At 36.4% G+C, this 21720-nt stretch carries 20 protein-coding genes; 18 read left to right on the top strand and 2 right to left on the bottom strand.

The window, feature by feature from the left end:
* Positions 1–159: 159 nt before the first annotated feature.
* The 9 genes from typA to holA all read left to right on the top strand — a co-directional run bounded on the left by typA (position 160) and on the right by holA (position 9723).
* A complete protein-coding gene (gene typA, locus DLD54_RS04045; protein WP_109918320.1) occupies positions 160–2004 on the top strand; it encodes a translational GTPase TypA in 1845 nt (614 codons plus the stop codon).
* 97 nt (positions 2005–2101) lie between these two features.
* A complete protein-coding gene (locus DLD54_RS04050; RefSeq protein WP_109918321.1) occupies positions 2102–3283 on the top strand; it encodes an FtsW/RodA/SpoVE family cell cycle protein in 1182 nt (393 codons plus the stop codon).
* The gene (locus tag DLD54_RS04055; protein WP_109918322.1) at positions 3280–3621 is read left to right on the top strand and encodes a DUF2129 domain-containing protein; all 342 of its coding nucleotides are present in this window, start codon (positions 3280–3282) and stop codon (positions 3619–3621) included. The genes DLD54_RS04050 and DLD54_RS04055 overlap by 4 nt, the downstream gene beginning before the upstream one ends.
* Positions 3618–4169, top strand: coding sequence for a 16S rRNA (guanine(966)-N(2))-methyltransferase RsmD (gene rsmD, locus DLD54_RS04060; RefSeq protein ID WP_109918323.1), 552 nt, complete (start codon positions 3618–3620; stop codon positions 4167–4169). Before DLD54_RS04055 ends, rsmD begins: the two co-directional genes overlap by 4 nt.
* Positions 4169–4663: a pantetheine-phosphate adenylyltransferase gene (coaD, locus tag DLD54_RS04065; RefSeq protein ID WP_109918324.1), complete on the top strand. Its 495-nt coding sequence runs from the start codon at positions 4169–4171 to the stop codon at positions 4661–4663. Before rsmD ends, coaD begins: the two co-directional genes overlap by 1 nt.
* On the top strand, positions 4656–5705 hold the full coding sequence (locus DLD54_RS04070) for a SepM family pheromone-processing serine protease (protein ID WP_109918325.1): 1050 nt from the start codon (positions 4656–4658) through the stop codon (positions 5703–5705). The genes coaD and DLD54_RS04070 overlap by 8 nt, the downstream gene beginning before the upstream one ends.
* A gap of 61 nt (positions 5706–5766) precedes the next feature.
* The gene (locus tag DLD54_RS04075) at positions 5767–6483 is read left to right on the top strand and encodes a ComEA family DNA-binding protein (RefSeq protein WP_109918326.1); all 717 of its coding nucleotides are present in this window, start codon (positions 5767–5769) and stop codon (positions 6481–6483) included.
* Entirely contained in the window at positions 6452–8740 is a 2289-nt protein-coding gene (locus DLD54_RS04080; RefSeq protein ID WP_109918327.1) for a DNA internalization-related competence protein ComEC/Rec2, read from the top strand. The genes DLD54_RS04075 and DLD54_RS04080 overlap by 32 nt, the downstream gene beginning before the upstream one ends.
* A complete protein-coding gene (holA, locus tag DLD54_RS04085; RefSeq protein WP_109918328.1) occupies positions 8737–9723 on the top strand; it encodes a DNA polymerase III subunit delta in 987 nt (328 codons plus the stop codon). The genes DLD54_RS04080 and holA overlap by 4 nt, the downstream gene beginning before the upstream one ends.
* Positions 9724–9792: 69 nt before the next feature.
* Here holA and rpsT read toward each other — a convergent pair whose 3' ends face one another.
* Positions 9793–10044, bottom strand: coding sequence for a 30S ribosomal protein S20 (gene rpsT / locus DLD54_RS04090; RefSeq protein ID WP_038522422.1), 252 nt, complete (start codon positions 10042–10044; stop codon positions 9793–9795).
* A gap of 200 nt (positions 10045–10244) precedes the next feature.
* Between rpsT and rpsO the strand changes: the two genes are divergently transcribed.
* The 7 genes from rpsO to yihA all read left to right on the top strand — a co-directional run bounded on the left by rpsO (position 10245) and on the right by yihA (position 18133).
* Positions 10245–10514, top strand: a complete 270-nt coding sequence (gene rpsO / locus DLD54_RS04095; protein ID WP_038522425.1) for a 30S ribosomal protein S15 — start codon at positions 10245–10247, stop codon at positions 10512–10514.
* Between the two features lie 178 nt (positions 10515–10692).
* Entirely contained in the window at positions 10693–12477 is a 1785-nt protein-coding gene (locus tag DLD54_RS04100) for a ribonuclease J (RefSeq protein ID WP_046327068.1), read from the top strand.
* A complete protein-coding gene (locus DLD54_RS04105) occupies positions 12477–13310 on the top strand; it encodes a tetratricopeptide repeat protein (RefSeq protein WP_109918329.1) in 834 nt (277 codons plus the stop codon). The genes DLD54_RS04100 and DLD54_RS04105 overlap by 1 nt, the downstream gene beginning before the upstream one ends.
* Before the next feature lie 184 nt (positions 13311–13494).
* On the top strand, positions 13495–14685 hold the full coding sequence (tuf, locus tag DLD54_RS04110; protein ID WP_038522433.1) for an elongation factor Tu: 1191 nt from the start codon (positions 13495–13497) through the stop codon (positions 14683–14685).
* Positions 14686–14829: 144 nt separating this feature from the next.
* Positions 14830–16155 (top strand): trigger factor, encoded by a 1326-nt coding sequence (tig, locus tag DLD54_RS04115; RefSeq protein ID WP_109918330.1) that lies wholly within the window; start codon positions 14830–14832, stop codon positions 16153–16155.
* A gap of 123 nt (positions 16156–16278) precedes the next feature.
* Entirely contained in the window at positions 16279–17559 is a 1281-nt protein-coding gene (gene clpX, locus DLD54_RS04120; protein WP_109918331.1) for an ATP-dependent Clp protease ATP-binding subunit ClpX, read from the top strand.
* Positions 17549–18133, top strand: coding sequence for a ribosome biogenesis GTP-binding protein YihA/YsxC (gene yihA / locus DLD54_RS04125; protein WP_038522442.1), 585 nt, complete (start codon positions 17549–17551; stop codon positions 18131–18133). Before clpX ends, yihA begins: the two co-directional genes overlap by 11 nt.
* 38 nt (positions 18134–18171) lie before the next feature.
* On the opposite strand, the gene DLD54_RS08910 is transcribed toward yihA, so the two are convergent.
* Entirely contained in the window at positions 18172–18300 is a 129-nt protein-coding gene (locus tag DLD54_RS08910; protein ID WP_255409528.1) for an SPJ_0845 family protein, read from the bottom strand.
* Between the two features lie 216 nt (positions 18301–18516).
* Here DLD54_RS08910 and uvrC point away from each other — a divergent pair, with 216 nt between their 5' ends.
* Both uvrC and obgE read left to right on the top strand, forming a co-directional pair.
* Positions 18517–20319, top strand: coding sequence for an excinuclease ABC subunit UvrC (gene uvrC, locus DLD54_RS04130; protein WP_109918332.1), 1803 nt, complete (start codon positions 18517–18519; stop codon positions 20317–20319).
* A 77-nt stretch (positions 20320–20396) separates the two neighbouring features.
* Positions 20397–21716, top strand: coding sequence for a GTPase ObgE (obgE, locus tag DLD54_RS04135; RefSeq protein WP_109918333.1), 1320 nt, complete (start codon positions 20397–20399; stop codon positions 21714–21716).
* Positions 21717–21720 lie beyond the last annotated feature (4 nt).

Below are 21720 nucleotides of genomic sequence, written 5' to 3' on the forward strand. Positions count from 1 at the left end.
AAAAGAGGGATAAACGTTGACCAGTATATAGTTAGGTGGTAAAATCAATGAGCGTAAATATACAGATATGAAACACTTCGATTAGCATGTTTTTGACGTGCCGCCGAAACTGTGACATGGTCACAGTTTTTTTATTGAGGAGTGGAGGAGGAATTACTTTTGTCAGAGAAAAGAAGAAACGATATTAGGAATATAGCTATCATAGCTCACGTTGACCATGGTAAAACTACTTTGGTTAACCAATTATTGAAGCAATCCGACACTCTCCCTGAACATATGGCTCTGGAAGATCGGGCAATGGACTCAAACGATATTGAGCGCGAACGTGGTATTACTATTTTATCCAAAAACACTGCGGTTAAATATGGCGATACTACAATCAATATCTTGGATACTCCGGGACATGCCGATTTTGGTGGCGAAGTTGAACGTATTATGCATATGGTTGATGGTGCCTTGCTTCTAGTAGATGCCTATGAAGGAACTATGCCGCAAACTCGTTTCGTACTTAAAAAGGCATTAGAAGCTGGGGTTAAGCCTATTGTAGTTATTAATAAAATTGACCGTCCAGGTGCTCGTCCAAAAGAAGTTCTTGATGAAGTTTTGGAATTATTCATTGAGTTAGGTGCAAACGATGAACAATTAGATTTCCCAGTTGTTTATGCTTCTGCATTAAATGGTACGTCCTCATACGATCCAGATCCGGCCAAGCAGGAAGAGACTATGAATCCTATATTTGATACGATTATCAAATCTATTCCTGCACCAATTGATAATTCTGATGAGCCTCTGCAATTCCAAATTACAATGCTTGACTGGGACGATTATGTTGGCCGAATTGGCGTTGGCCGAGTTTACCGTGGTCGGGTCAAAGTCGGTGACAACATCACAGTTATGAAACGTGACGGTTCTACTCAAAACTTTAGAGTTACCAAATTATTTGGTTTCTTCGGCTTGAAGCGTAATGAAATCACTGAGGCAAAAGCTGGCGATATAATTGCTATCAGCGGTATTAACGATATTTTTGTTGGTGAAACTATTGCATCGGCAGAGAATCCTGAGGCATTGCCAATTCTGAAAATTGATCCGCCAACCTTGCAAATGGATTTTGTTGCCAATGATTCTCCTTTCTCAGGACGTGAAGGTGACAAGGTTACGCCTAAGAAACTGGAAGACCGTTTAATCAAGCAAACTCGGACTGATGTCTCATTAAGAGTTGAGCCTACTGATCAATTAAACGCCTGGACTGTTTCTGGTCGTGGTGAACTGCACCTTTCGATTTTAGTCGAAGAAATGCGTCGTGAAGGTTTTGAATTGCAACTGTCAAGACCAAAGGTTATTTACCGCGAAATTGACGGCAAAATGTGTGAACCATTTGAAGCTGTGCAAGTTGATACACCTGATGAGTATGTTGGTTCAGTAATTGATTCACTTTCTCAAAGAAAAGGTGAAATGAAAAATATGGCTTCAACGGGCAATAATCAAACTCGCTTAGACTTTTTGGTTCCTTCCCGTGGCTTAATTGGTTATAACAATGAATTTATGTCTCAAACAGGTGGCTATGGTATTATGAACCACAGCTTTGATTCATATAAACCAGTTGTGAAAAACTGGGAGCCGGGCCGTCAAAACGGTGCACTTGTGTCAATTAGCCAAGGCAAATCAACTACTTACTCTTTACAGACAGTTGAGCAACGTGGAGAACTATTCATTGGTGCCGGTGTTGAAGTATATGAAGGAATGATTGTCGGCCAATCATCACGTGATCGTGATATTGCTGTTAATGTCATTAAGGGTAAAAACTTGACTAATACTCGTGCTGCGGGTAAGGACCATGCCGCTGCAATTAGAACTCCAAAGACTTTAACTCTAGAAGAAGCCATCGAATTTTTAAATGATGATGAATACTGTGAGGTAACACCAGAATCCGTCAGATTAAGAAAGAAAATCCTGAACACTTCTGAGCGGCAAAAAGCTGATAAGAGACGCAATAAAAATAAATAAATTATTTAAGAAGGGCACTCACTGATGAAGTAGTGCCCTTTTTGTTTTATAATGCTTTATAATGAACGTGTATTAATCACAGGGAAGAGGTCAACTTGTGCGACAAAAACTTCACCATTTAAATTATAATATTTTGGTGCCTTATATATTATTGGTTGTTTTTGGCATAGTGATGGTTTATTCGGCCAGTTCTGATATTTTATTGGTAAATGGCTTCAATCCAGCTATCTATGGTATTCGACAAGCAATATACGCGTTTTGCGCAATTTTTTTGGTTGGTGCTCTGTGCTTTTTTTTAAAATTAGGCATTTTCAAAAGTCGTAGATTTGTTGCCGGCTTTTTAGTGATTTGTCTTTTAATGTTGTTTTATCTGATCTGTTTAAAACTTTTCAAAGGATCTGCAGCTGCTGTTAACGGCTCAGTTGGCTGGATTGATTTGAAAATTATCAAAATACAACCTCTTGAAATAGCCAAGCTGTCCCTAGTAATCTATTTAGCGTATTTTTTAGACCGCCATGATGGGTCCTTTAAGAAGGGGCACATTATTCAAAACCTCTCTAGACCGGCTATCTTAGCAGCATTTATGATGTTTTTAGTTATTATTGAACCAGACTTTGGCGGTACTGCAGTACTAGCAATGATAGTGATTGTGATGTTTTCTGTTTCAGGTGTCCCTGCTAAAAACGCTGTGCTTTGTCTGATTGGAATCGGCATCAGTGTCTTTTTGTTAGTATTTTTGATAATCAAGTGGAATCCAGAATTTTTGCAGGAAAGTTACCAGTACCGGCGTTTTCTCTCCTTTCTCCATCCATTTGAATTAGAGCAAAAAGGCGGAGCACAATTAGTTAATTCATATTATGCTATTCATAATGGTGGTCTACTTGGCGTTGGGTTAGGAAACAGTATGCAAAAAAGGGGCTACCTTCCTGAACCATATACTGATTTTATTCTGGCTATTATTGCCGAAGAAATTGGGGTAATAGGAGCTTTACTGGTTTTAGGACTGATATTTTACCTGATATTTAGCATAATGGAAGTTGGCAACAAGGCATCTTCTCAATTCAACGCACTGGTTTGTTTTGGCATTGCCACAATTATTTTTACCCAAACATTTTTTAACGTGGGAGCTGTTTTAGGCTTATTGCCCATCACGGGTGTTACTCTACCTTTTATTTCTTATGGTGGCTCATCTTTGCTCGTCCTTTCAGCTGCAATTGGTATTGTGTTAAATATTTCTGCTAATGAACGAATTAAAAAAGAGAAAGAAGAACTTAAATGAGTATTGAAAAAGATTTGGAACATAAAAATATTAATCAAAGACAGAGTTTGATTGTTTATTTAAAGTCTGTTAACAATCAATACAAATTACGACGTTATGGGGATATAGTTTATTTCTCCAAAAAATGTGCTTACTGCATTTTATATGTTAATCAAAAGGATGTTGATCAAATTAGGGAGGAACTAAACGCACTTGATTTTGTCGATCAAGTTACGAAATCAAGTTGGGATCAGATTGATCTTTCAAGTGATCATATTGAAAAACAAATAAGTGATTTGGCTGTCCAAGCTGAAAAGAAGTTACAAGAAACACAGGAAGATATGGAACAATTGTTATGAGAATTATTTCTGGTAAATACGCCAAGCGCAATTTATACACTCTTAAGAGTCAAAAAACCAGACCAACAAGTGATAAAGTTAAAGAATCACTTTTTAACGCACTAGGTCAGTTTTTTTCAGGGGGCAACGTCTTAGACCTTTACGGTGGAAGCGGAGCCTTAGGAATTGAAGCAGTTTCAAGGGGATGTCACCATGCTGTAATAGTTGATATTAATTATCAGGCCGTAGAAATAATTCGTAAAAATGTTGCTCTTACTAAAGAACCTGATCGCTTTTCTATCTATAAAATGCCAAGTAATGTTGCTCTAAATAAGCTAGCAGGTGACGGGCAAAAATTCGATTTAGTTTTTTTAGATCCGCCTTATGCCAAGCAACACATTGTGTCTGATATGAAAAAAATGCTTAAATTAACTTTATTAAGCCCAGAAGCCATTGTGGTGGCGGAAACTGATGATAAAACTGAATTAGTTCAGATTGAAGGCTTTAAGTTAATGCAGGAAAAACATTTAGGTAAGACTATTGTGCGCTTTTATCGAAAGGAAAATTAATGAGTACCGCTATTTTTCCAGGAAGTTTTGATCCATTGACAAATGGTCATGTTGATATTATTCAGCAAGCTGCCAAGATTTTTGATCAAATTTATGTTGTAATAATGACTAATACGGCCAAGAAATATCTTTTTACTGAAAAGGAGAGACAATCCTTGGCACAGGATGCCGTCAAAGAGGAAAAAAATGTGACGGTTCTGTTAAGGCCGAATAGTTTAACGGTTGATGTTGCTCATGATCTTCAAGCTAATGTTATTATTCGGGGCGTCAGAAACAACGCTGATTTTTTATATGAACAACAAATAGCGGAAATGAATAAAGAAATAGCACCAGATGTAACTACTGTTCTATTTTTTACCAAACCAGAGAATAGTTTTGTTGCGTCTAGCATTGTGAAAGAAATTGCTAATTTTAATGGTGATACCAAATCATTTTTACCTGCTAAAGCAGCTGCAGCAATTAGGAAAAAAATAGGTAAAGAAAAAGATGAATGAACCAAAAAAATCGACCAAAAAAAGGAGTAGACTAAATAAGTTCCTCCTGTTAATTCTAACAGTCGCTGTAATATTTATTGGCTTAAATTGGCCAACCAATTATTATATTGAAATGCCCGGTAGCGCAGTGTCTACAGGACAATTTATGCGTAGCAACTCAAAGGCACCTAATAACTTTTATTTGGTTACAGTAAGTGAAACTAGTCAGCCAGCTTCAGTATGGCAATACCTTTTTAGTTTTACTCAAAAACATGTTAGCCGGGTTCCCAAAGAAGAACTGTTAGGCAGCGCCACAAATAGCCAGTATCAAGAACTGCAAAATTGGTATATGGAAACCAGTCAGCAAAATGCTATTTATTGTGCTGCTAAGAAAGCTGGACTTAAGCCTAAGTTGCATTATCAAGGCGTTTATGTAATGCAAGTACAAAAAGGTTCGAGTTTTAGAAAAAAATTGCAAATTGGTGATACTGTTTTAGGCGCTAACGGTCATAGATTCCGTTCTACTGCAGAAATGATCAATTACCTGCAAAAGAGAAAAATCGGCTCAAAAGTACAGATAACAGTTCTCAGAGAGCAGAAAAAAATTGCTTTTACCGGTAAAATCGTTAAAGTCAAGGGAACAGGGAAGCCAGGTATTGGTATTCAATTAGTTGAGCATACTAAAGTTGAAACCAAGCCCAAGTTAACTATTAATGCAGGCGATATTGGTGGACCGTCTGCAGGTTTGATGTTTACGCTGACTAGTTATGAAATCTTCTCGGGTGAACATTTAGCAAAGGGTCATAAAATTGCTGGCACAGGCACTATTACTCCTTCTGGAAAAGTCGGCATCATTGGTGGAGTAGATAAAAAAGTGGTTGCTGCAGATAAGGCAGGTGCCGAAGTATTCTTTGCCCCTACTGATACTGGTGGATTGAAAAAGAGCGCCAATAATTATGTCGTCGCCAAAAAGACAGCTAAACAGATCGGAACAAAAATGAAAATTGTTCCTGTTCGTACTTTTGATGATGCTCTCAATTATTTACGTAAAAATTTCAAATAAAGTATAAAAAGCTCAAAATTTTTTGAGCTTTTTTCGTACTTAAAATTGGGAGTTGAAAACAATGGATTGGGAAAAAGTTAAAAATTTTATTGCACAATACAAACTCTATTTTGTCGTGGGACTTGTTTTGCTAGTTTTAATTATTGTCATTTGGACAAGAAAAGAGACGCAAAAAGATGAATTGATTGATTTTAATGAGGATAAAAGTGCTGCCTTTGCCAATAAAGAAAGCCTTGATAATGACGAGAATGATAAAGAACAGGTAAAAGCCGCCGCAAAAAAACAAGTAATTGATAAACCGCAAAATGTTACGTGTGATATTTCTGGTGCAGTCAAAAATCAAGGTGTTTATACGTTAAAAAAAGGAGCTCGCTTAAATGAGCTAATCACTGCTGCAGGCGGATTAAAAACCAATGCCCAAATCAAAAATGTTAATCGGGCACTAATTTTGAATGATCAGGATAAAATTCGTATTCCCTATAAAGGTGAAAAGATCACTAAAAAGGCGATCGTTGAATCCTATTCTTCAGACAGTGCTGAACCAAATTCAGCTGAAGTGGCGAGCGATACAAGTGTAGCTGAAAATAATAAAGTCAATATTAACACAGCGGATGCAGCTCAATTACAAAAACTGAATGGCATAGGTGAAAAAAAGGCTCAGCAAATTATTAGTTACCGGCAAGAAAATGGCCAGTTTAAAGCAGTTGACGAACTTAAACAAGTTTCTGGAATAGGAGACAAAACTTTTGCAGGACTTAAGGATCAACTGGAAATTTAGCATTCTCAGACCAGGCTTTTTCTTATTATTAGGACTTTTATTAATTGGTTTAAGTTTTATTATTTTTCAAAAACAAACTGTAACGCAAAAATTGGTCTGTTATGCTTTGATTAGCTTTTTAACATTACTATTATTTTATAAATTTACCAACCTAAAATGGTTTATTTTACTGTCAGTATTTTTGATGGCGATTATTTTCCATGTCGATAACAAAGAAACGAAATTTATGCTGACGCCTCATGCCACTGTCGACGTTTATCCTGATCAGGTTAAAATTTCGGATGATTGGTTTTCCGCTGAGGCAAAAGCACCGGGCGGCAGAATTTTAATTTCGGGAAAATTAACTCCTAATCAGCTTAGAAAAATTGCTCAGGGTTATCAAATTACTTTTTCTCATTTGGCTGGTGAGGTAAGTCGAATTGAGCCTGCTTCTAATTACGGACAATTTGATTTACGCTCTTTTTATCGCAGCAAGAACATTACTCAACAAGTCAAATTGACTAGTTGCAATCTTACAGTAGAAAAAAGAGGGTTTTGGAATTATTTACATTATTTACGCTATCGTTTAAAGACATACTTGCATAAAATGCCACCTATACTTTCTTTTTTCAGTTATGAACTGCTCTTAGGGGAAAACCCCAGTCAAGATTTTCAACCGATCTTAAACAATTATCGCGATCTTGGTGTCATTCATATTTTGAGTATTTCAGGCTTACATGTTGGTATTTATACCCTCGTAATTAGTACGATTTGTTATTTTTTTAAGTTGACTGAAAATGAAGCCTTTTGTTTTTGTTTACTCATTTTGCTGGTAGGGATATTTCTTTGTAATGGTCAAGCAGGTTTTGTGAGAGCAAGTTTGACTTATATTATTGGCAAGATTTTAACTTTAAATAAATTGCAAATTAATAAACCAGATTTGTTAGGGCTGACGGCGATAATTCATTTGCTTATTAATCCGCGTTTAATGCTCGGTACTGGTGCATTATTAAGTTACATCTTGGCACTAGGATTAGAATTAACAAATAAAATGACGAACTTTAAGCAATCTGTTGCTTTAAACTTGCTCCTTTTACCTTTATTATTGTTTTATTTCTTCCAGTTTAATTTTCTAACGGTTATCTTTAATCTGATTATTGTGCCTTATTTTAATTGGGTTGTGCTGCCGATGACATTTTTAAATTTAATGGTATTTAAAATAACGCCGCATTTGAGTTGGTTGTTAGAAGGAATATTAGGAAAGGGTGAGCAATTAATTGCGCTGTTTTCTAAAACTCAGATCGGATTATTTACTTTTGGTAAAATCAATTGGTGGCAGTGTTTATTTTTGCTCTTACTAACTTCTGCATTATTAGTGGCTATTAATGAACAAACTTTTAGCATTAAATTTAAAAAATATCTTTTGAAAGGCACCTTGTTCTTTTATTTAATAGTCTTTCTCAGCATCCATTTTCCGTTGCAAGGACAGGTAACATTTATTGATGTCGGTCAAGGGGACAGCATATTAATATCTACTCCCTTATTTAGACGCGTTTTTCTGATTGATGTTGGTGGGAAATTAAACTTTAACGGTAAAAAAGTAACTCCGCAAGTTAATAAAATTACAATTCCATTTTTAAAAGCACAGGGAATAAGCAAGATTGATGGTATATTTTTAAGTCATCAAGATGCAGATCATGTGGGAGACTTGGGACCATTGCTGGATCAAGTTAAGGTAAAAAAATTATACATGGCTCAAGGACTTCTAGACAATCCTTCCTTTCGTAAACGGATTGCCTCGCGCATTGGTAAAAAGCAGGTTGTGCAATTATTAGCTGGGCAAAATGTTAAATATCCAGATATTTCTTTTGCAATTGTTTACCCGTTTAAGCCGGGTACTGGCAAAAATGAGGATTCTTTGTCATTAACATTTAAATTAGCCCGTAAGCAGTGGTTGTTTACAGGCGATCTCGGTCAAGCAGGGGAAGCAGAAATCATGTCTAAGTACCATTTACACGCAGATTACTTTAAATTAGGTCATCATGGCAGTCGGACAGCTTCCAATCCGGATTTTTTAAAGGCTTTACAGCCGGAAAGAGTTTTTGTATCTGCCGGACGTCATAATAGGTTTGGCCATCCACATGAAGAAACAATTGGAACGCTGCAAAACCAACATATCTCATGGGCTTCCACTCAGGACTGTGGTATGATAACTTGGAACTATGGCGGATTAATGAAGCCAAAATTTAAACAATTTTTACCGGTGGCAAAAAAATGACGTTACTTTCTTTATTTAAGAATTCCCAACAAAACACTCTAAATACGCTTATTAGTGGGTCTGATACTTTTTTAAACGATTATCTTGCTAAATCCTATCTGCAGGAAGAACAATTCTCAGACTATGAAAGGGTAATGGTTGATTGTGAAACAGATGGATTAGATAATTTAATTGCAGCTCTCACTGAATCGAGCCTTTTTAGTCAAAAAAAAGTGCTGACCGTTAAGAACCCTTTTTTTATGACCGCTAAAGTACCACAAAAATATCATAAACAAGTTGAGCAATTACAAAATATTTTTGAAAATAGTTCCCAACTGGATGATGTGATAATAATGGTAGCGTCATATGAAAAACTGGATCGGCGCAAGAAAATAACTAAAATTATTACGCAGAATTTTAACGTCGTGGAAGCCCAAGTAAAGCCTTATGAACTGAAAAAAGTAGTCAGAGGACTGATTACAAGTGAAAAATACCAAATAACAGACGATGCCCTTAAATTGCTTTTAGAGCGTAGCGATCAAGTGCTGGATACGGTTTTGAGTAACTACAATAAACTGAAAATGGCGGCAATCGATCAGAAAATCACAACTGCATTAGTTGAAAAGAACACTGATTTGTCACTAGCACAAAATATATTCGCTATTTTAGAAGTTGCTTTAAGGAAAAATTATCAAGAAGCACTAACACGTTTAGATAATCAACTACATAATGGTAACAGTCCAGTGCAGCTTTTAGCTGTTTTTGAAAACCAAATAGAGTTTATTTTGGTGGTAAAGGTGTTGCAATCCAGAGGGAGAAGTGAGGCAGAAATTGTGCGTGAGTTAGGTGTACACCCATTTCGAGTTAAGGTGGCTCTCAGGAATAACATAGGTTTACAAAAATTAGAAAAATTATTACAAGAAGCCATTAAACTTGATTTTAATTATAAAAACGGACAATATCGCAGTGAGAATTTTTTAAGACTTTTTATCCTGAGTGTTTGATATTTACAGCAAAAAAAGACAGAAATGATATTCATTTCTGTCTTTTTTGATTATCAATAATCAAGATCATTATTTTGCAAGTTTTGCTAAACGACTCTTATCACGGTTAGCTTTATTTTTGTGAATAAGACCTTTGGAAGCGGCCTTATCTAATGCACGAGCTGCTTCTACATGTAATTCGGAGGCGTTCTCAGCACCAGCTGCTTGAGCAGTCTTGAACTTCTTAATAGCAGTTCTTAATTTGTTCATTTGAGCGGCATTGCGCTTTCTAGTAGCATCTTGAGTCTTAACACGCTTAATAGCTGATTTAATTTGTGGCATAAAAATTCACCTCCATCAATCGTAATTCTACTTTATAGATTATACTGAAAGATAAATGCAGATGCAAGATAAATTATACTTGCTTTTTAAAAAAATTGTCTGTATTATACTATTGTTGTGAACCGTTAACGCTGTTTGCGCGCTCACACCTGACGGTTAACGTTGTTAACGGCAATTATTCTAGTGAAAGGTGAAAAATAATGGCAATTTCAAAAGCAGAAAAAGATGAAATAATTAAAAATTTTGCGACTCACGAAGGTGACACTGGTTCAACTGAAGTTCAAGTTGCAATCTTGACTACTGATATTAACAATCTGACTGAGCATATGAGAAATCACTCACATGATCACCACTCTTATGTTGGTTTGTTAAAGAAAATTGGTCACCGTCGTAACTTGCTTCGTTATTTACAGAATAAGGATATTAATCGTTATCGTGAATTAATTAAGAAATTAGGTTTACGTCGTTAATTTCATTTGAAATGTCAAAAAGCTGGTTCAAAGTTTTGAACTGGCTTTTTTATTTTTGTCAAACTGCTATTTTATGCTAGAATAAAAAAAGATACTTTTTACGTTGTGATCACACGATCCCTAAATAACAACTGAATAGAAAATTAAAGAAAAGGAAATATAAAGAAAAGGAAATATAATGACTGATCAAGTTAAAATTATGATTCTGAGCGGTGTTCGTGAGCAAGGAAAAGACATGTTCGCCGTTCAAGTTAATGATGAAATTTTTGTTCTTGATGCCGGTCTTAAATATCCTGATAGTACGTTGTTTGGAATTGATTTGGTTATTCCAGATCTGGACTTTTTTGAACAATACGGCGATCAGGTTGTCGGCATCTTTTTAACACACGGACATGCTGATTCTATCGGCGCTTTGCCTTATATTTTACGTCAATATGACATACCCGTTTTTGGCTCACAACTAACAATTGAACTAGCCAAGATTACTGTTAAACGCGAAAACAAACGTTGCAAAAATAGTCTTTTTCATGTGATCGATGCAGATACTGAGATTGAATTTAAGAATGCTAATATCTCATTTTTCCCTACAACACACTCTATTCCTGACTCTTTGGGAATTGATGTGCATACCCCTGCAGGTGAAGTTGTTTACACAGGAGATTTCAAATTTGATCCTTCAGCAGCACCCAAATACCGCACGGATCTGGATCGTTTAGCAGAAATAGCACATAAAAAGGTATTGGCACTGTTAAGTGATTCTTCCAATGCTGAAGCATCACTTCCTAACGTTGCAGAACAGGATATTGGGGATTATGTAACGAATGTTTTTCGTAATGCCAAGGGCAGAGTAATTGTAGCGGCTAAAGCCTCCAATTTAATCAGAATTCAAGAAGTATTAAATGCCGCTCATAAAACTGGTAGACGTGTTTTATTGACAGGTAGAGACTTAGCTAAAATAGTGCGAACAGCTATGAGCTTGGGTTATCTAACAGTTCCTAAAGGTCTGTTAATGCGGGTTAAAAATTTAAAAGAAACTCCTGATGAAAAAACCGTCATTCTTGAAACGGGTCAAATGGGAGAACCTTTAAATTCCTTGCAAAAAATGGCTAAAAAGCGCCATAGCATGATCACAATACATAAAGGCGATTTGGTTTTTATTGCTACAACACCGTCGCATTCTGTTGAAACTATTGTGGCGCAAACCAGCGATCTGGTTTATCGTGCTGGAGGCACTGTTATCCAGCTTGGTAAAGCTAAACACACTAGTGGTCACGCTACAGGCAGGGATCTCCAACTTCTAATTGGCATCTTAAAGCCCCAGTTTTTAATTCCTGTAATTGGTGAATACAGACTGCTTGAGGTTCATAAAGATTTAGCTATCAGAGCTGGACTAAAAAGAGAAAATATTTTTATCACGAAAAATGGTGATTGCTTAAGCTACGATTTTAACCAAGAACGACTTTACCTGACTGATCCGGTTCCAGGAGAAGATACAATGATTGACGGCTCTGGTATTGGCGATGTTGGCAACATCGTACTGCGCGATCGTGAAGTATTGTCAGATGATGGTATTTTTATTGCTGTAGTTACGATTGACCGGCGTAAGAAAAAAATTATAGCTCAACCACAGGTAACAAGTCGGGGCTTTGTTTATATTAAGGCCAACCAGCAGTTAATGCGTGACAGCATTGAATTGATTAAAAAAACTATTAACAACAATTTTGAACATAAAAAATTTGATTGGACTGAAATTAAACAAGATGTCCGTAACGATTTGGAAAAGTTTTTATATCGTAAAACAAATCGCAGACCAGTGGTTTTACCAGTAGTAATGGAGGTTAATCAGAATCGCCACCGTGCTATGCAAAAAAGAAATAGCAAGAATGAGCAGACGAAGGAAGAAACCCATCATCCAGTTGATGTTAATAAGACTGGCCAAAGGATTGTCAAGAAAGATAAATAATGACGTCGTTGAGTCAAAAAAATTTGCTTAATTTGGCAAATAAAGTTGCAGCAAATGGTGACTTTCCCCAAGCAATTCAATATTTGGAAGAAGCTTTAAGAGATGGCTACAGTGAGACAATTGTTCTCAATCTTTGTCAGATGTACATTAAGAATGGGCAGAATTATTCAGCCTATGAACTAATTAAAGAAGAAAAAGATTTATTTACTGATGCCCAAGTTTTCTCTGTTTATAGTAAAGTTTTACAGGCGAATAACTTTTTGATTGAAGCACTTGAAGTTAAAAATATTACCGGTTATGATTTGCCGGATAAAATCCAGCCTGTTCCTTTAAAAGAGCAGCAGCAAATAATGCTCAATTTTAAAGGAAAAAGCAAACCAACAAAATTTGACTATGAGCAACTTTTTAAACTTGATTTAATTAACTTCCAAAATTTTGCTCAAAGCTTACTAATTGATCCTAGCTTGAATTTTGCTAGCCGCATAGTTTTATGTGAGGATTTATTTCGCTTAGGCATTAAGGAAAAGTTCAAGGTATTAGTGTTAGGGCAGACTGAGGAGTTTATCCCGCAAAAAATTGACTTGCTTGAAAAAGAGCCAATTTATCGTGAAGTTGTTTCTGGTATTGGATCGAGATATTATCATAAACCGAGCCAACTTCCAGCCGTTTTAGGCGAAGTAAATTTGATTTTAGGCAGTCTTTATCCTAAACTAAGTAAGTATGTTGATGATCCAGATAGTTTTGCCAGTGATATTGCTTCATATATTGAAAACCAAGATGGTAGGAGCAATCAAAAACTGTTTGAGAGAATCGATCATAATATATCCGAATAAAATTGGATAAATACCTTTACTTTTTCAAAGTATTTAGTATAATAGCAAAGGACGTTTTCATTAGGCATGGCTCTATGCATTAAAATACTAGGCATTTGCCAATGAAAGTAGTACAATATTCAACAGAGAACTATCCGTTACTTACTCAACGGACTTCTTGCAAATTTACAGGAGGGTCATTTTAATGGCAGAAAAAGAACATTACGTTAGAACAAAGCCACACGTAAACATTGGTACTATCGGTCACGTTGACCATGGTAAAACCACTTTAACAGCGGCTATTACTAAAGTTTTATCAGAAAAGGGCTTGGCTAAGGCTGAAGATTACTCAGAAATCGATGCTGCGCCAGAAGAAAAAGAACGTGGTATTACTATCAATACCGCTCACGTAGAGTACGAAACTGAAAATCGTCACTACGCCCACATGGATGCCCCAGGTCACGCTGACTACATCAAGAACATGATTACTGGTGCTGCTCAAATGGATGGAGCTATCTTAGTTGTTGCGGCAACTGATGGTCCTATGCCTCAAACTCGTGAACACATTTTGCTTGCTCGTCAAGTTGGTGTTAACTACATCGTTGTTTTCTTAAACAAGACTGACTTAGTTGACGACCCAGAATTGATCGACTTAGTTGAAATGGAAGTTCGTGACTTATTAACTGAATACGATTACCCTGGTGATGATATTCCAGTTATCCGTGGCTCAGCTTTGAAGGCATTACAAGGCGACAAGGAACAAGAAGAAGTTATTTTGAAGTTGATGGATACAGTTGATGAATATATCCCAACTCCAGAACGTCAAACTGACAAGCCTTTCTTAATGCCAGTTGAAGATGTCTTCACTATTACTGGTCGTGGTACTGTTGCTTCTGGTCGTATTGACCGTGGTACAGTTAAGATCGGTGATGAAGTTGAAATTGTTGGTTTAGTTGATAAAGTTCTTAAATCAGTTGTTACTGGTTTGGAAATGTTCCACAAGACTTTGGACTTAGGTGAAGCCGGAGATAATGTCGGTGTATTGCTTCGTGGTATTGACCGTGACCAAGTTGTTCGTGGACAAGTTCTAGCTGCACCTGGCTCAATTCAAACTCACCACGAGTTTAAGGGTCAAGTTTACGTACTGAAGAAGGAAGAAGGAGGACGTCATACTCCATTCTTCTCAGACTACCGTCCACAATTCTATTTCCACACTACTGATATTACAGGTGAAATTGAATTACCAGAAGGTACTGAAATGGTTATGCCTGGTGATAACACAGAGTTTACTGTTAACTTAATTAAACCAGCAGCCATTGAAAAGGGTACTAAGTTCACTATCCGTGAAGGTGGTCGTACTGTTGGTGCTGGTCAAGTTACTGAAATTCTTGACTAGTTCGTTAAAAGACAGTTTAAAAAGATGTACTTCTTCATAGAAGTACATCTTTTTTTGCCTAAATTTGTTTTTTACGAGCGTTTAATGTAAGATAATTTAGTATGTAACGATGCAATTTAACTTGACATTGGAGGTATTTAATTAATGTCTGTAAAATGGAATAAAACCGATAAAACTACCGGTGAACTTACTTTTGATATTCCCCAAGCTGAAGTGAAGCGTGGGCTAGATCAAGCATTTAAGAGAGTGAAAAATAGTCTGCGTGTCCCGGGCTTTAGAAAAGGACACGTTTCCCGTGTTATTTTTGATCAGTATTACGGTGAAGAATCATTATATGAAGACGCATTAAACATCGTTTTACCAGCAGCATATTCTGCTGCTATCAAAGAAGCTGATGTTGCTGCTGTTGGTCAACCTCAAATTTTGCCTGTTTCAATGGAAAAGGGTAAGGACTGGCAAATGAAAGCCACAGTTACTGTTGAACCAGAAGTTAAATTAGGTGAATACAAGGGAATTGAAGTTCCTAAGCAAAATACTCGCGTTTATGCCAAAGATATCGATGCCAAGCTGAAGGAAGAACGCGAAAAGAATGCTGAATTAGTCTTGAAAAAGAGTGCTGCAGCTAAGGGCGATACCGTAACTATTGACTACAAGGGTACAATTGACGATAAAGCTTTTGATGGTGGCTCTGCAGACGATTACTCGCTTGAACTAGGCTCTAACACATTTATTCCTGGCTTTGAAGACCAATTGATCGGCCATAAAGCTGGAGATGGTGTTGATGTTGTTGTAACTTTCCCTGAAGATTATGGTGCAAAAGATTTAGCTGGAAAAGAAGCTCACTTTGCAACTAAGATTCATGAAGTAAAATCAAAACAATTACCTAAATTAGATGATGAATTTGCTAAAGATGTAGATGACTCGGTAGATACCCTTGATGACCTCAAAGAAAAGATCAAGAAGGACTTGAAAGCTCAAAAAGAAGATTCTGCAAAAGAAGAAATTGAGCAAGCAGCTATCGAAAGTGCTGTTAATAACGCTACCATTGATAAAATTCCAGATGCAATGATTCAAGAAGATATTAATACCCAAATGAATCAATATCTAGGAAATATGCAACGCCAAGGTATTAGTCCAGAAACTTATTACAAGATAACTAATACTACTGAAGCACAATTACGCTCACAATTTGCTAAGGATGCTGAAGAAAGAGTAAAAACTAACTTGGTTCTTGAAGCTATTGTCAAAAAAGAAGAAATTAAAGCTTCAAAAGAAGAAATTGACAAGGAAATTAAGAACTTAGCCAGTGAATACAACATGGACGAAAAGACTGTCCGTAATACTCTGACTGATGATATGCTTTCTCATGACATTAATGTGCGTAAAGCAATTGACATTGTTGCTGACAGCGCAAAGCAAGTTGCAAAATCCAAAATAAAAGAAGACGAAAAAAAGTCTGATAAAAAATAGGATTTATCTCTGAAATAAAGAGGCAGTGTCATACTGCCTCTTTATTTTATCTCCGAGCAAAAAATTCATGTATAGCCTCTATTTTATGCTAACCTTAAAGTTGAAGATATGAGGAGGAATATGATGGCATCACAATTTACTGATCAACAAGAGGAAATTAAATGTTCCTTTTGTGATAAAACACAAGATCAAGTTAAAAAGATGATTGCTGGTAATGGTGTTTATATTTGTAATGAGTGTGTGGATTTATCAAAAAGAATTATTGATGATGAATTGAAGTCTGACTCATTAAAAAAGGCACGTGATTTACCTAAGCCAATGGAAATAAAAAAGCAGCTTGATCAATATGTTATTGGGCAAGAACGTGCTAAAAAAATTCTTTCGGTTGCTGTATATAACCACTATAAACGTGTCACCCAAATGGACGTAGATTCTTCAACCGAATTACAAAAATCTAATATTGCTTTGATCGGACCAACTGGGTCAGGAAAAACTTATTTAGCCCAAACATTGGCTAAAATATTAGATGTGCCTTTTGCTATTGCAGATGCAACTACTTTAACTGAGGCTGGTTATGTCGGTGAAGACGTTGAAAACATTTTGCTTAAGTTATTGCAAAATGCCGATTATGATATTGAGCGTGCAGAACGCGGCATTGTTTATATAGATGAAATTGATAAAATTTCTAAAAAGTCTGAAAATGTCTCGATTACCCGTGATGTTTCTGGCGAAGGTGTACAACAATCTTTACTGAAAATTTTGGAAGGTACAATTGCTTCTGTGCCACCTCAAGGTGGTCGTAAGCATCCACAGCAAGAATTAATTCAGATTGACACTACGAATATCTTATTTATTGTCGGTGGTGCTTTTGACGGCATTGAGCAGATCGTTAAAAATCGTCTGGGCAAAAAAATAATAGGTTTTAGTGCTGAAAATGAATTGAATAAAGTTCAGGATGATTCCTGGACAGAACATCTGACGACAGGTGACTTGGTTAAATTTGGCTTAATTCCGGAATTTATCGGAAGAATACCTATAATTGCTACTTTGGATAAACTTGACAGTGCTGATTTAGTAAGAATTTTGACTGAGCCAAAGAATGCTCTAGTCAAACAATATAAGAAACTATTGTCACTTGATCAAGTCAACTTAGAGTTCACTGAGGAAGCTTTAAATGCGATAGCTGATTTGGCAATCGAACGTAATATGGGCGCTCGTGGTTTACGTACTATAATTGAAAATGCGATGATGGGTATCATGTATAAAACGCCAAGTGAACCAGACATTGAAAAAGTAAAAGTTACTAAAGATGTAATTGAGAGTAACGCTGAGCCTGAAGTAACTCGCCGTGAAGATGATAATCCAGAAGATAATTTGGAAATAAAGGCTGCTAATGATCATTAAAAATAGTTCATACGCTATTAGTGCAGTCCGAGAGGAACAATATCCAACTGATAATTTACCGGAAATTGCGCTTTCAGGACGCTCAAATGTGGGTAAATCAAGCTTAATTAACACATTGTTAGGCCGTAAAAATTTAGCGCGGACGTCGGGTCAACCGGGTAAGACGCAAACACTAAATTTTTATCTAGTTAATGATGATTTTTACTTAGTTGATGTTCCTGGATATGGTTATGCCAGAGTTTCGCAAAAGAAAAGACAACAGTTCGGCGAAATGATTCAAGATTATCTGGAAACCAGAGCAAACTTGCAAGGTTTAATCATTTTAATCGATGGTCGCCATGATCCTACAAAAGATGATATAGCCATGTATAATTATGCGCTTTATTTAAATCTACCGATTTTGGTGGTTTGCACAAAAATTGACAAGATTAAGAAAAATCAGCGAAATCAGGTCATCAGTGCATTAAGTCATAAGCTTGATCTAAAACATGATAACGTGGAAGTCCTTACTTTTAGTTCAGTTCAAAAATTACATGTCAAAGAAGTGTGGCAATGGATTGAACAAAATCTGTAAATTTGTAAGAAAAAATGGTTCTCTTAGGAGAACCATTTTTATTTATCCTTTTGTTTGTCTTTTTCGTCTTTGTCTTTGGTGAACTTTTTCTTTTTATCTTTTGGCACTGTCGCAAATTTATCGAATAGTTTTTCTAGTTCATCTTGTTTTTTGAATGTTAAACCCATAATTAAATTCCTTCCTGATTTCATTATAATAAAAATAATATTAAGTAGCTAGCTAGATTTTTGATCTAAGTTTAAATAATATTATTTATGTAAAGTAAACAGATAATGATTATAATAATTTAAGTAATAGCATAAAGTGTTTAATGAGCAAAAGCAAATTTCAAACGGTAAATTATATGTTAAAATAATATAGCTGATTTTGGAGGGAGTGATTTTTTGGCCTCGCAATTAATTGAAAATAAATTAAAACTATTACCGGCTAAACCAGGCTGTTACTTGATGAAGGATGTTAACGGTAAAGTAATTTATGTCGGCAAGTCAAAAAATCTGAAAAGTCGTGTACGTTCTTATTTTAAAAGTACTCAGGTTGGGAGACGTGCTGAATTAGTTGAAAATATTAGTGACTACGATATCATCACGGTTTCGACAGATAAGGAAGCATTTTTACTTGAAGTAACATTAATTAAGAAGTATCAGCCATACTATAATGTACAATTAAAACAAGGTACAGGTTACCCTTATATTGAGATTACTAACGAGCGGGATCCTCAAACAAAATTAACTAGTATTATTAGAAAAGATGGGGGCTATTATTTTGGTCCTTACCCGAATGTTTACGCTGCTCAGGCTACACTCAAATTCATTCAGAAAGTTTTTCCGTTAAGGCGCTGTCATGGTAAACAAGGTAGGCCTTGCTTATATTATCATATGGGTCAATGCCTTGGCGCCTGCTTTAAAAATGTACCCAAATCAGTTTATGCCGCTCAAATCAAAAAGATCAAAAGTTTTCTGAACGGTGATATTGGTTGGGTCAAAAAAGACCTTAATCAAAGGATGGAAACTGCATCTCAAAACCTGGAATTTGAGCGCGCAGCTGAAATTCGCGATCAACTTAATTACATTGAAGAAACCGTTGAAAAGCAAAAAATAATTTCTAATGATAATACACAACGTGACATTTTTAACTTTTACGTTGATAAATCTTGGATTGCCATTCAAATTTTCTTTTTAAGACAAGCTAAGCTGCTCAGAAGCGAAACTAGGATGTATCCGTTAACTGATACTAATGATCCTGAAGACACATTCTCCTCGTTTATTGTGCAATTTTACGGGCAAAGAAATAGAATACTGCCTAAAGAAGTTCTTGTGCCTGCCAAAATTGATAACGAAGCTCTAAGCGAGGTTTTACACGTACCGGTGAGAACGCCAAAAAGAGGGCAAAAGCGTTCCTTATTAAATATGGCAAAAGACAATGCCAAACTCAAACTGGACGAAAAATTTCGCTTGCTGGAATTAGGCAATAGAAAAACTAAGGGAGCACAGAAAGAAATTTTTGATTCCTTGGGGTTGCCTTATGGTCATGTCATTGAGAGTTTCGACCATTCACATATTCAAGGAGCTGACCCAGTTTCGGCTTTGGTAGTTTTTAGAGACGGCGAACCGGACAAAAATTCATACCGGAAATATAAATTAAAGGGCGAAGTCGAGCATCAAAATGGTGGTGATGAAGTGCGCAATACCCGTGAGGTTGTCCGCAGGCGATACAGCAGATTACTTAAAGAGCATAAACCAATGCCGGATTTAATTCTAATGGACGGTGGTCAAATTCAGGTTGATGCGTGTGAAGATATTTTAAGAAATGAGTTAAACCTTAACATTCCGGTAGCTGGCATGGTTAAAGATAATAAGCACCGCACAAACCATCTTTTGTATGGTGATCCTATTAATGGTGTGCCCTTGAAGTTAATTCCGTTAGATCCTAAATCACAAGGCTTTTATTTGATGACTAGAATTCAGGATGAAGTACACCGCTTTGCTATTACCTTTCATAGAAAAACACATGCCAAAAATGCACTGTCAAGTAAACTTGATTCTATTAAAGGTATTGGTCCTAAAAGCAGGAATAAGCTATTAAGACATTTTGGCTCTTTGAGAAAAATCAAGGAAGCTTCAATTGATGAATTGCGCTCTGTTGGTTTGACGTTACCGCAGGCTCAAACTGTTAAATTAACGTTGTAATTATTGATTTAAACCCAAATTCCACTAAGCATTTGTGGTATAGTAATAAGGTTAAGAAAGACGGAAGGAGAATCTTTATGCCAACATTTGTCGACCAAACTAAGATAGAAGTCCAAGCCGGAAAAGGTGGCGACGGTATGGTTGCTTTCCGCCATGAAAAATATGTCCCTAATGGCGGACCAGCTGGCGGCGACGGAGGTCGTGGCGGCAGCATTATTTTTGTTGCTGACAGCGGTTTAAGAACATTAATGGACTTTCGTTATCGCCGTAAGTTTAAAGCAGAAAATGGCGAAAACGGTCGCATTAAATCACAATATGGTCGTGGAGCAAGCGACTTATATTTAAAAGTACCTGTTGGTACTACTGTTTATGATTTTGAGACTAACGAAGAAATTGGTGACCTCACTAAAAATAAACAAGAATTAGTGGTTGCACACGGAGGTCGCGGAGGTCGCGGCAATATTCATTTCGCCACTAGTGTTAATACCGCTCCTGAAATTGCTGAAAATGGGGAACCAGGAGAAGACCGGGTTTTACGTTTAGAACTAAAGGTTTTGGCAGATGTTGGTCTTGTGGGCTTTCCTTCTGTAGGCAAATCAACTTTATTATCTGTTGTAACTAAAGCTAAACCTAAAATTGCTGCTTATTCTTTTACGACTTTGACTCCCAATTTGGGCATGGTAATTTTACCTGATGGACGTGATTTTTCTATGGCAGACTTGCCCGGCTTAATTGAAGGGGCAAGTAATGGTGTAGGATTGGGAATCCAATTTTTACGTCATATTGAAAGAACTAAAGTAATTCTGCATTTAGTGGCAATGGATCCTGCTAATGGGCGTGAAGCAATCAAAGATTATCAGACTATTCGTCACGAATTGCTGCAATATGATCAGAGCCTTGAAAAGAGACGTGAAATTATTGTTGCAACTCAAATGGATATCCCGGGTGCAGAGGAAAAATTAAGTCAATTTAAAAAGGACTTAAAGTCTCACCAAATTAACAAGCCAGTTTATGCTATTTCTAGTGTCACTCACAAGGGTATTGACCAATTGTTGCAGGATACGGCTAGTTTGATAGAACAAGCTGAAAAAGAACAAGCTGAAAAAGAACAAGTTGCCAAGACCACTGAAAACGTTCAAAATGTTAAAGAATACAAATACGAACAAAAGCAAAAACAAGAATTCGAAATTATTAGATTAGAAGAACATGTTTTTGAAATCAAAGGTGAAGGTATTGAGAGGTTGGTTGAACGGACTAATCTTGACTACCATGACGGAGTTATGAGACTCGCACGCAAGCTGAAAAACTTAGGTGTTGATGATGCATTACGTAAAAAAGGAGCCGTTGACGGCGATGATGTAATCATTGGTTCATTCAATTTTGAATTTGTCCAATAAAATA

This window comes from Lactobacillus helsingborgensis (assembly GCF_003173695.1).
Taxonomy (GTDB): domain Bacteria; phylum Bacillota; class Bacilli; order Lactobacillales; family Lactobacillaceae; genus Lactobacillus; species Lactobacillus helsingborgensis.

Excerpts from the sequence above, each read along its gene's own strand:
- DLD54_RS04055 (WP_109918322.1), top strand. The coding sequence starts at position 3,280 with ATGAGTATTGAAAAAGATTTGGAACATAAAAATATTAATCAAAGACAG.
- rsmD (WP_109918323.1), top strand. The coding sequence starts at position 3,618 with ATGAGAATTATTTCTGGTAAATACGCCAAGCGCAATTTATACACTCTT.
- coaD (WP_109918324.1), top strand. The coding sequence starts at position 4,169 with ATGAGTACCGCTATTTTTCCAGGAAGTTTTGATCCATTGACAAATGGT.
- DLD54_RS04070 (WP_109918325.1), top strand. The coding sequence starts at position 4,656 with ATGAATGAACCAAAAAAATCGACCAAAAAAAGGAGTAGACTAAATAAG.
- DLD54_RS04075 (WP_109918326.1), top strand. The coding sequence starts at position 5,767 with ATGGATTGGGAAAAAGTTAAAAATTTTATTGCACAATACAAACTCTAT.
- holA (WP_109918328.1), top strand. The coding sequence starts at position 8,737 with ATGACGTTACTTTCTTTATTTAAGAATTCCCAACAAAACACTCTAAAT.
- rpsT (WP_038522422.1), bottom strand. The coding sequence starts at position 10,044 with ATGCCACAAATTAAATCAGCTATTAAGCGTGTTAAGACTCAAGATGCT.
- rpsO (WP_038522425.1), top strand. The coding sequence starts at position 10,245 with ATGGCAATTTCAAAAGCAGAAAAAGATGAAATAATTAAAAATTTTGCG.
- DLD54_RS04100 (WP_046327068.1), top strand. The coding sequence starts at position 10,693 with ATGACTGATCAAGTTAAAATTATGATTCTGAGCGGTGTTCGTGAGCAA.
- DLD54_RS04105 (WP_109918329.1), top strand. The coding sequence starts at position 12,477 with ATGACGTCGTTGAGTCAAAAAAATTTGCTTAATTTGGCAAATAAAGTT.
- tuf (WP_038522433.1), top strand. The coding sequence starts at position 13,495 with ATGGCAGAAAAAGAACATTACGTTAGAACAAAGCCACACGTAAACATT.
- tig (WP_109918330.1), top strand. The coding sequence starts at position 14,830 with ATGTCTGTAAAATGGAATAAAACCGATAAAACTACCGGTGAACTTACT.
- clpX (WP_109918331.1), top strand. The coding sequence starts at position 16,279 with ATGGCATCACAATTTACTGATCAACAAGAGGAAATTAAATGTTCCTTT.
- yihA (WP_038522442.1), top strand. The coding sequence starts at position 17,549 with ATGATCATTAAAAATAGTTCATACGCTATTAGTGCAGTCCGAGAGGAA.
- DLD54_RS08910 (WP_255409528.1), bottom strand. The coding sequence starts at position 18,300 with ATGGGTTTAACATTCAAAAAACAAGATGAACTAGAAAAACTATTCGAT.
- obgE (WP_109918333.1), top strand. The coding sequence starts at position 20,397 with ATGCCAACATTTGTCGACCAAACTAAGATAGAAGTCCAAGCCGGAAAA.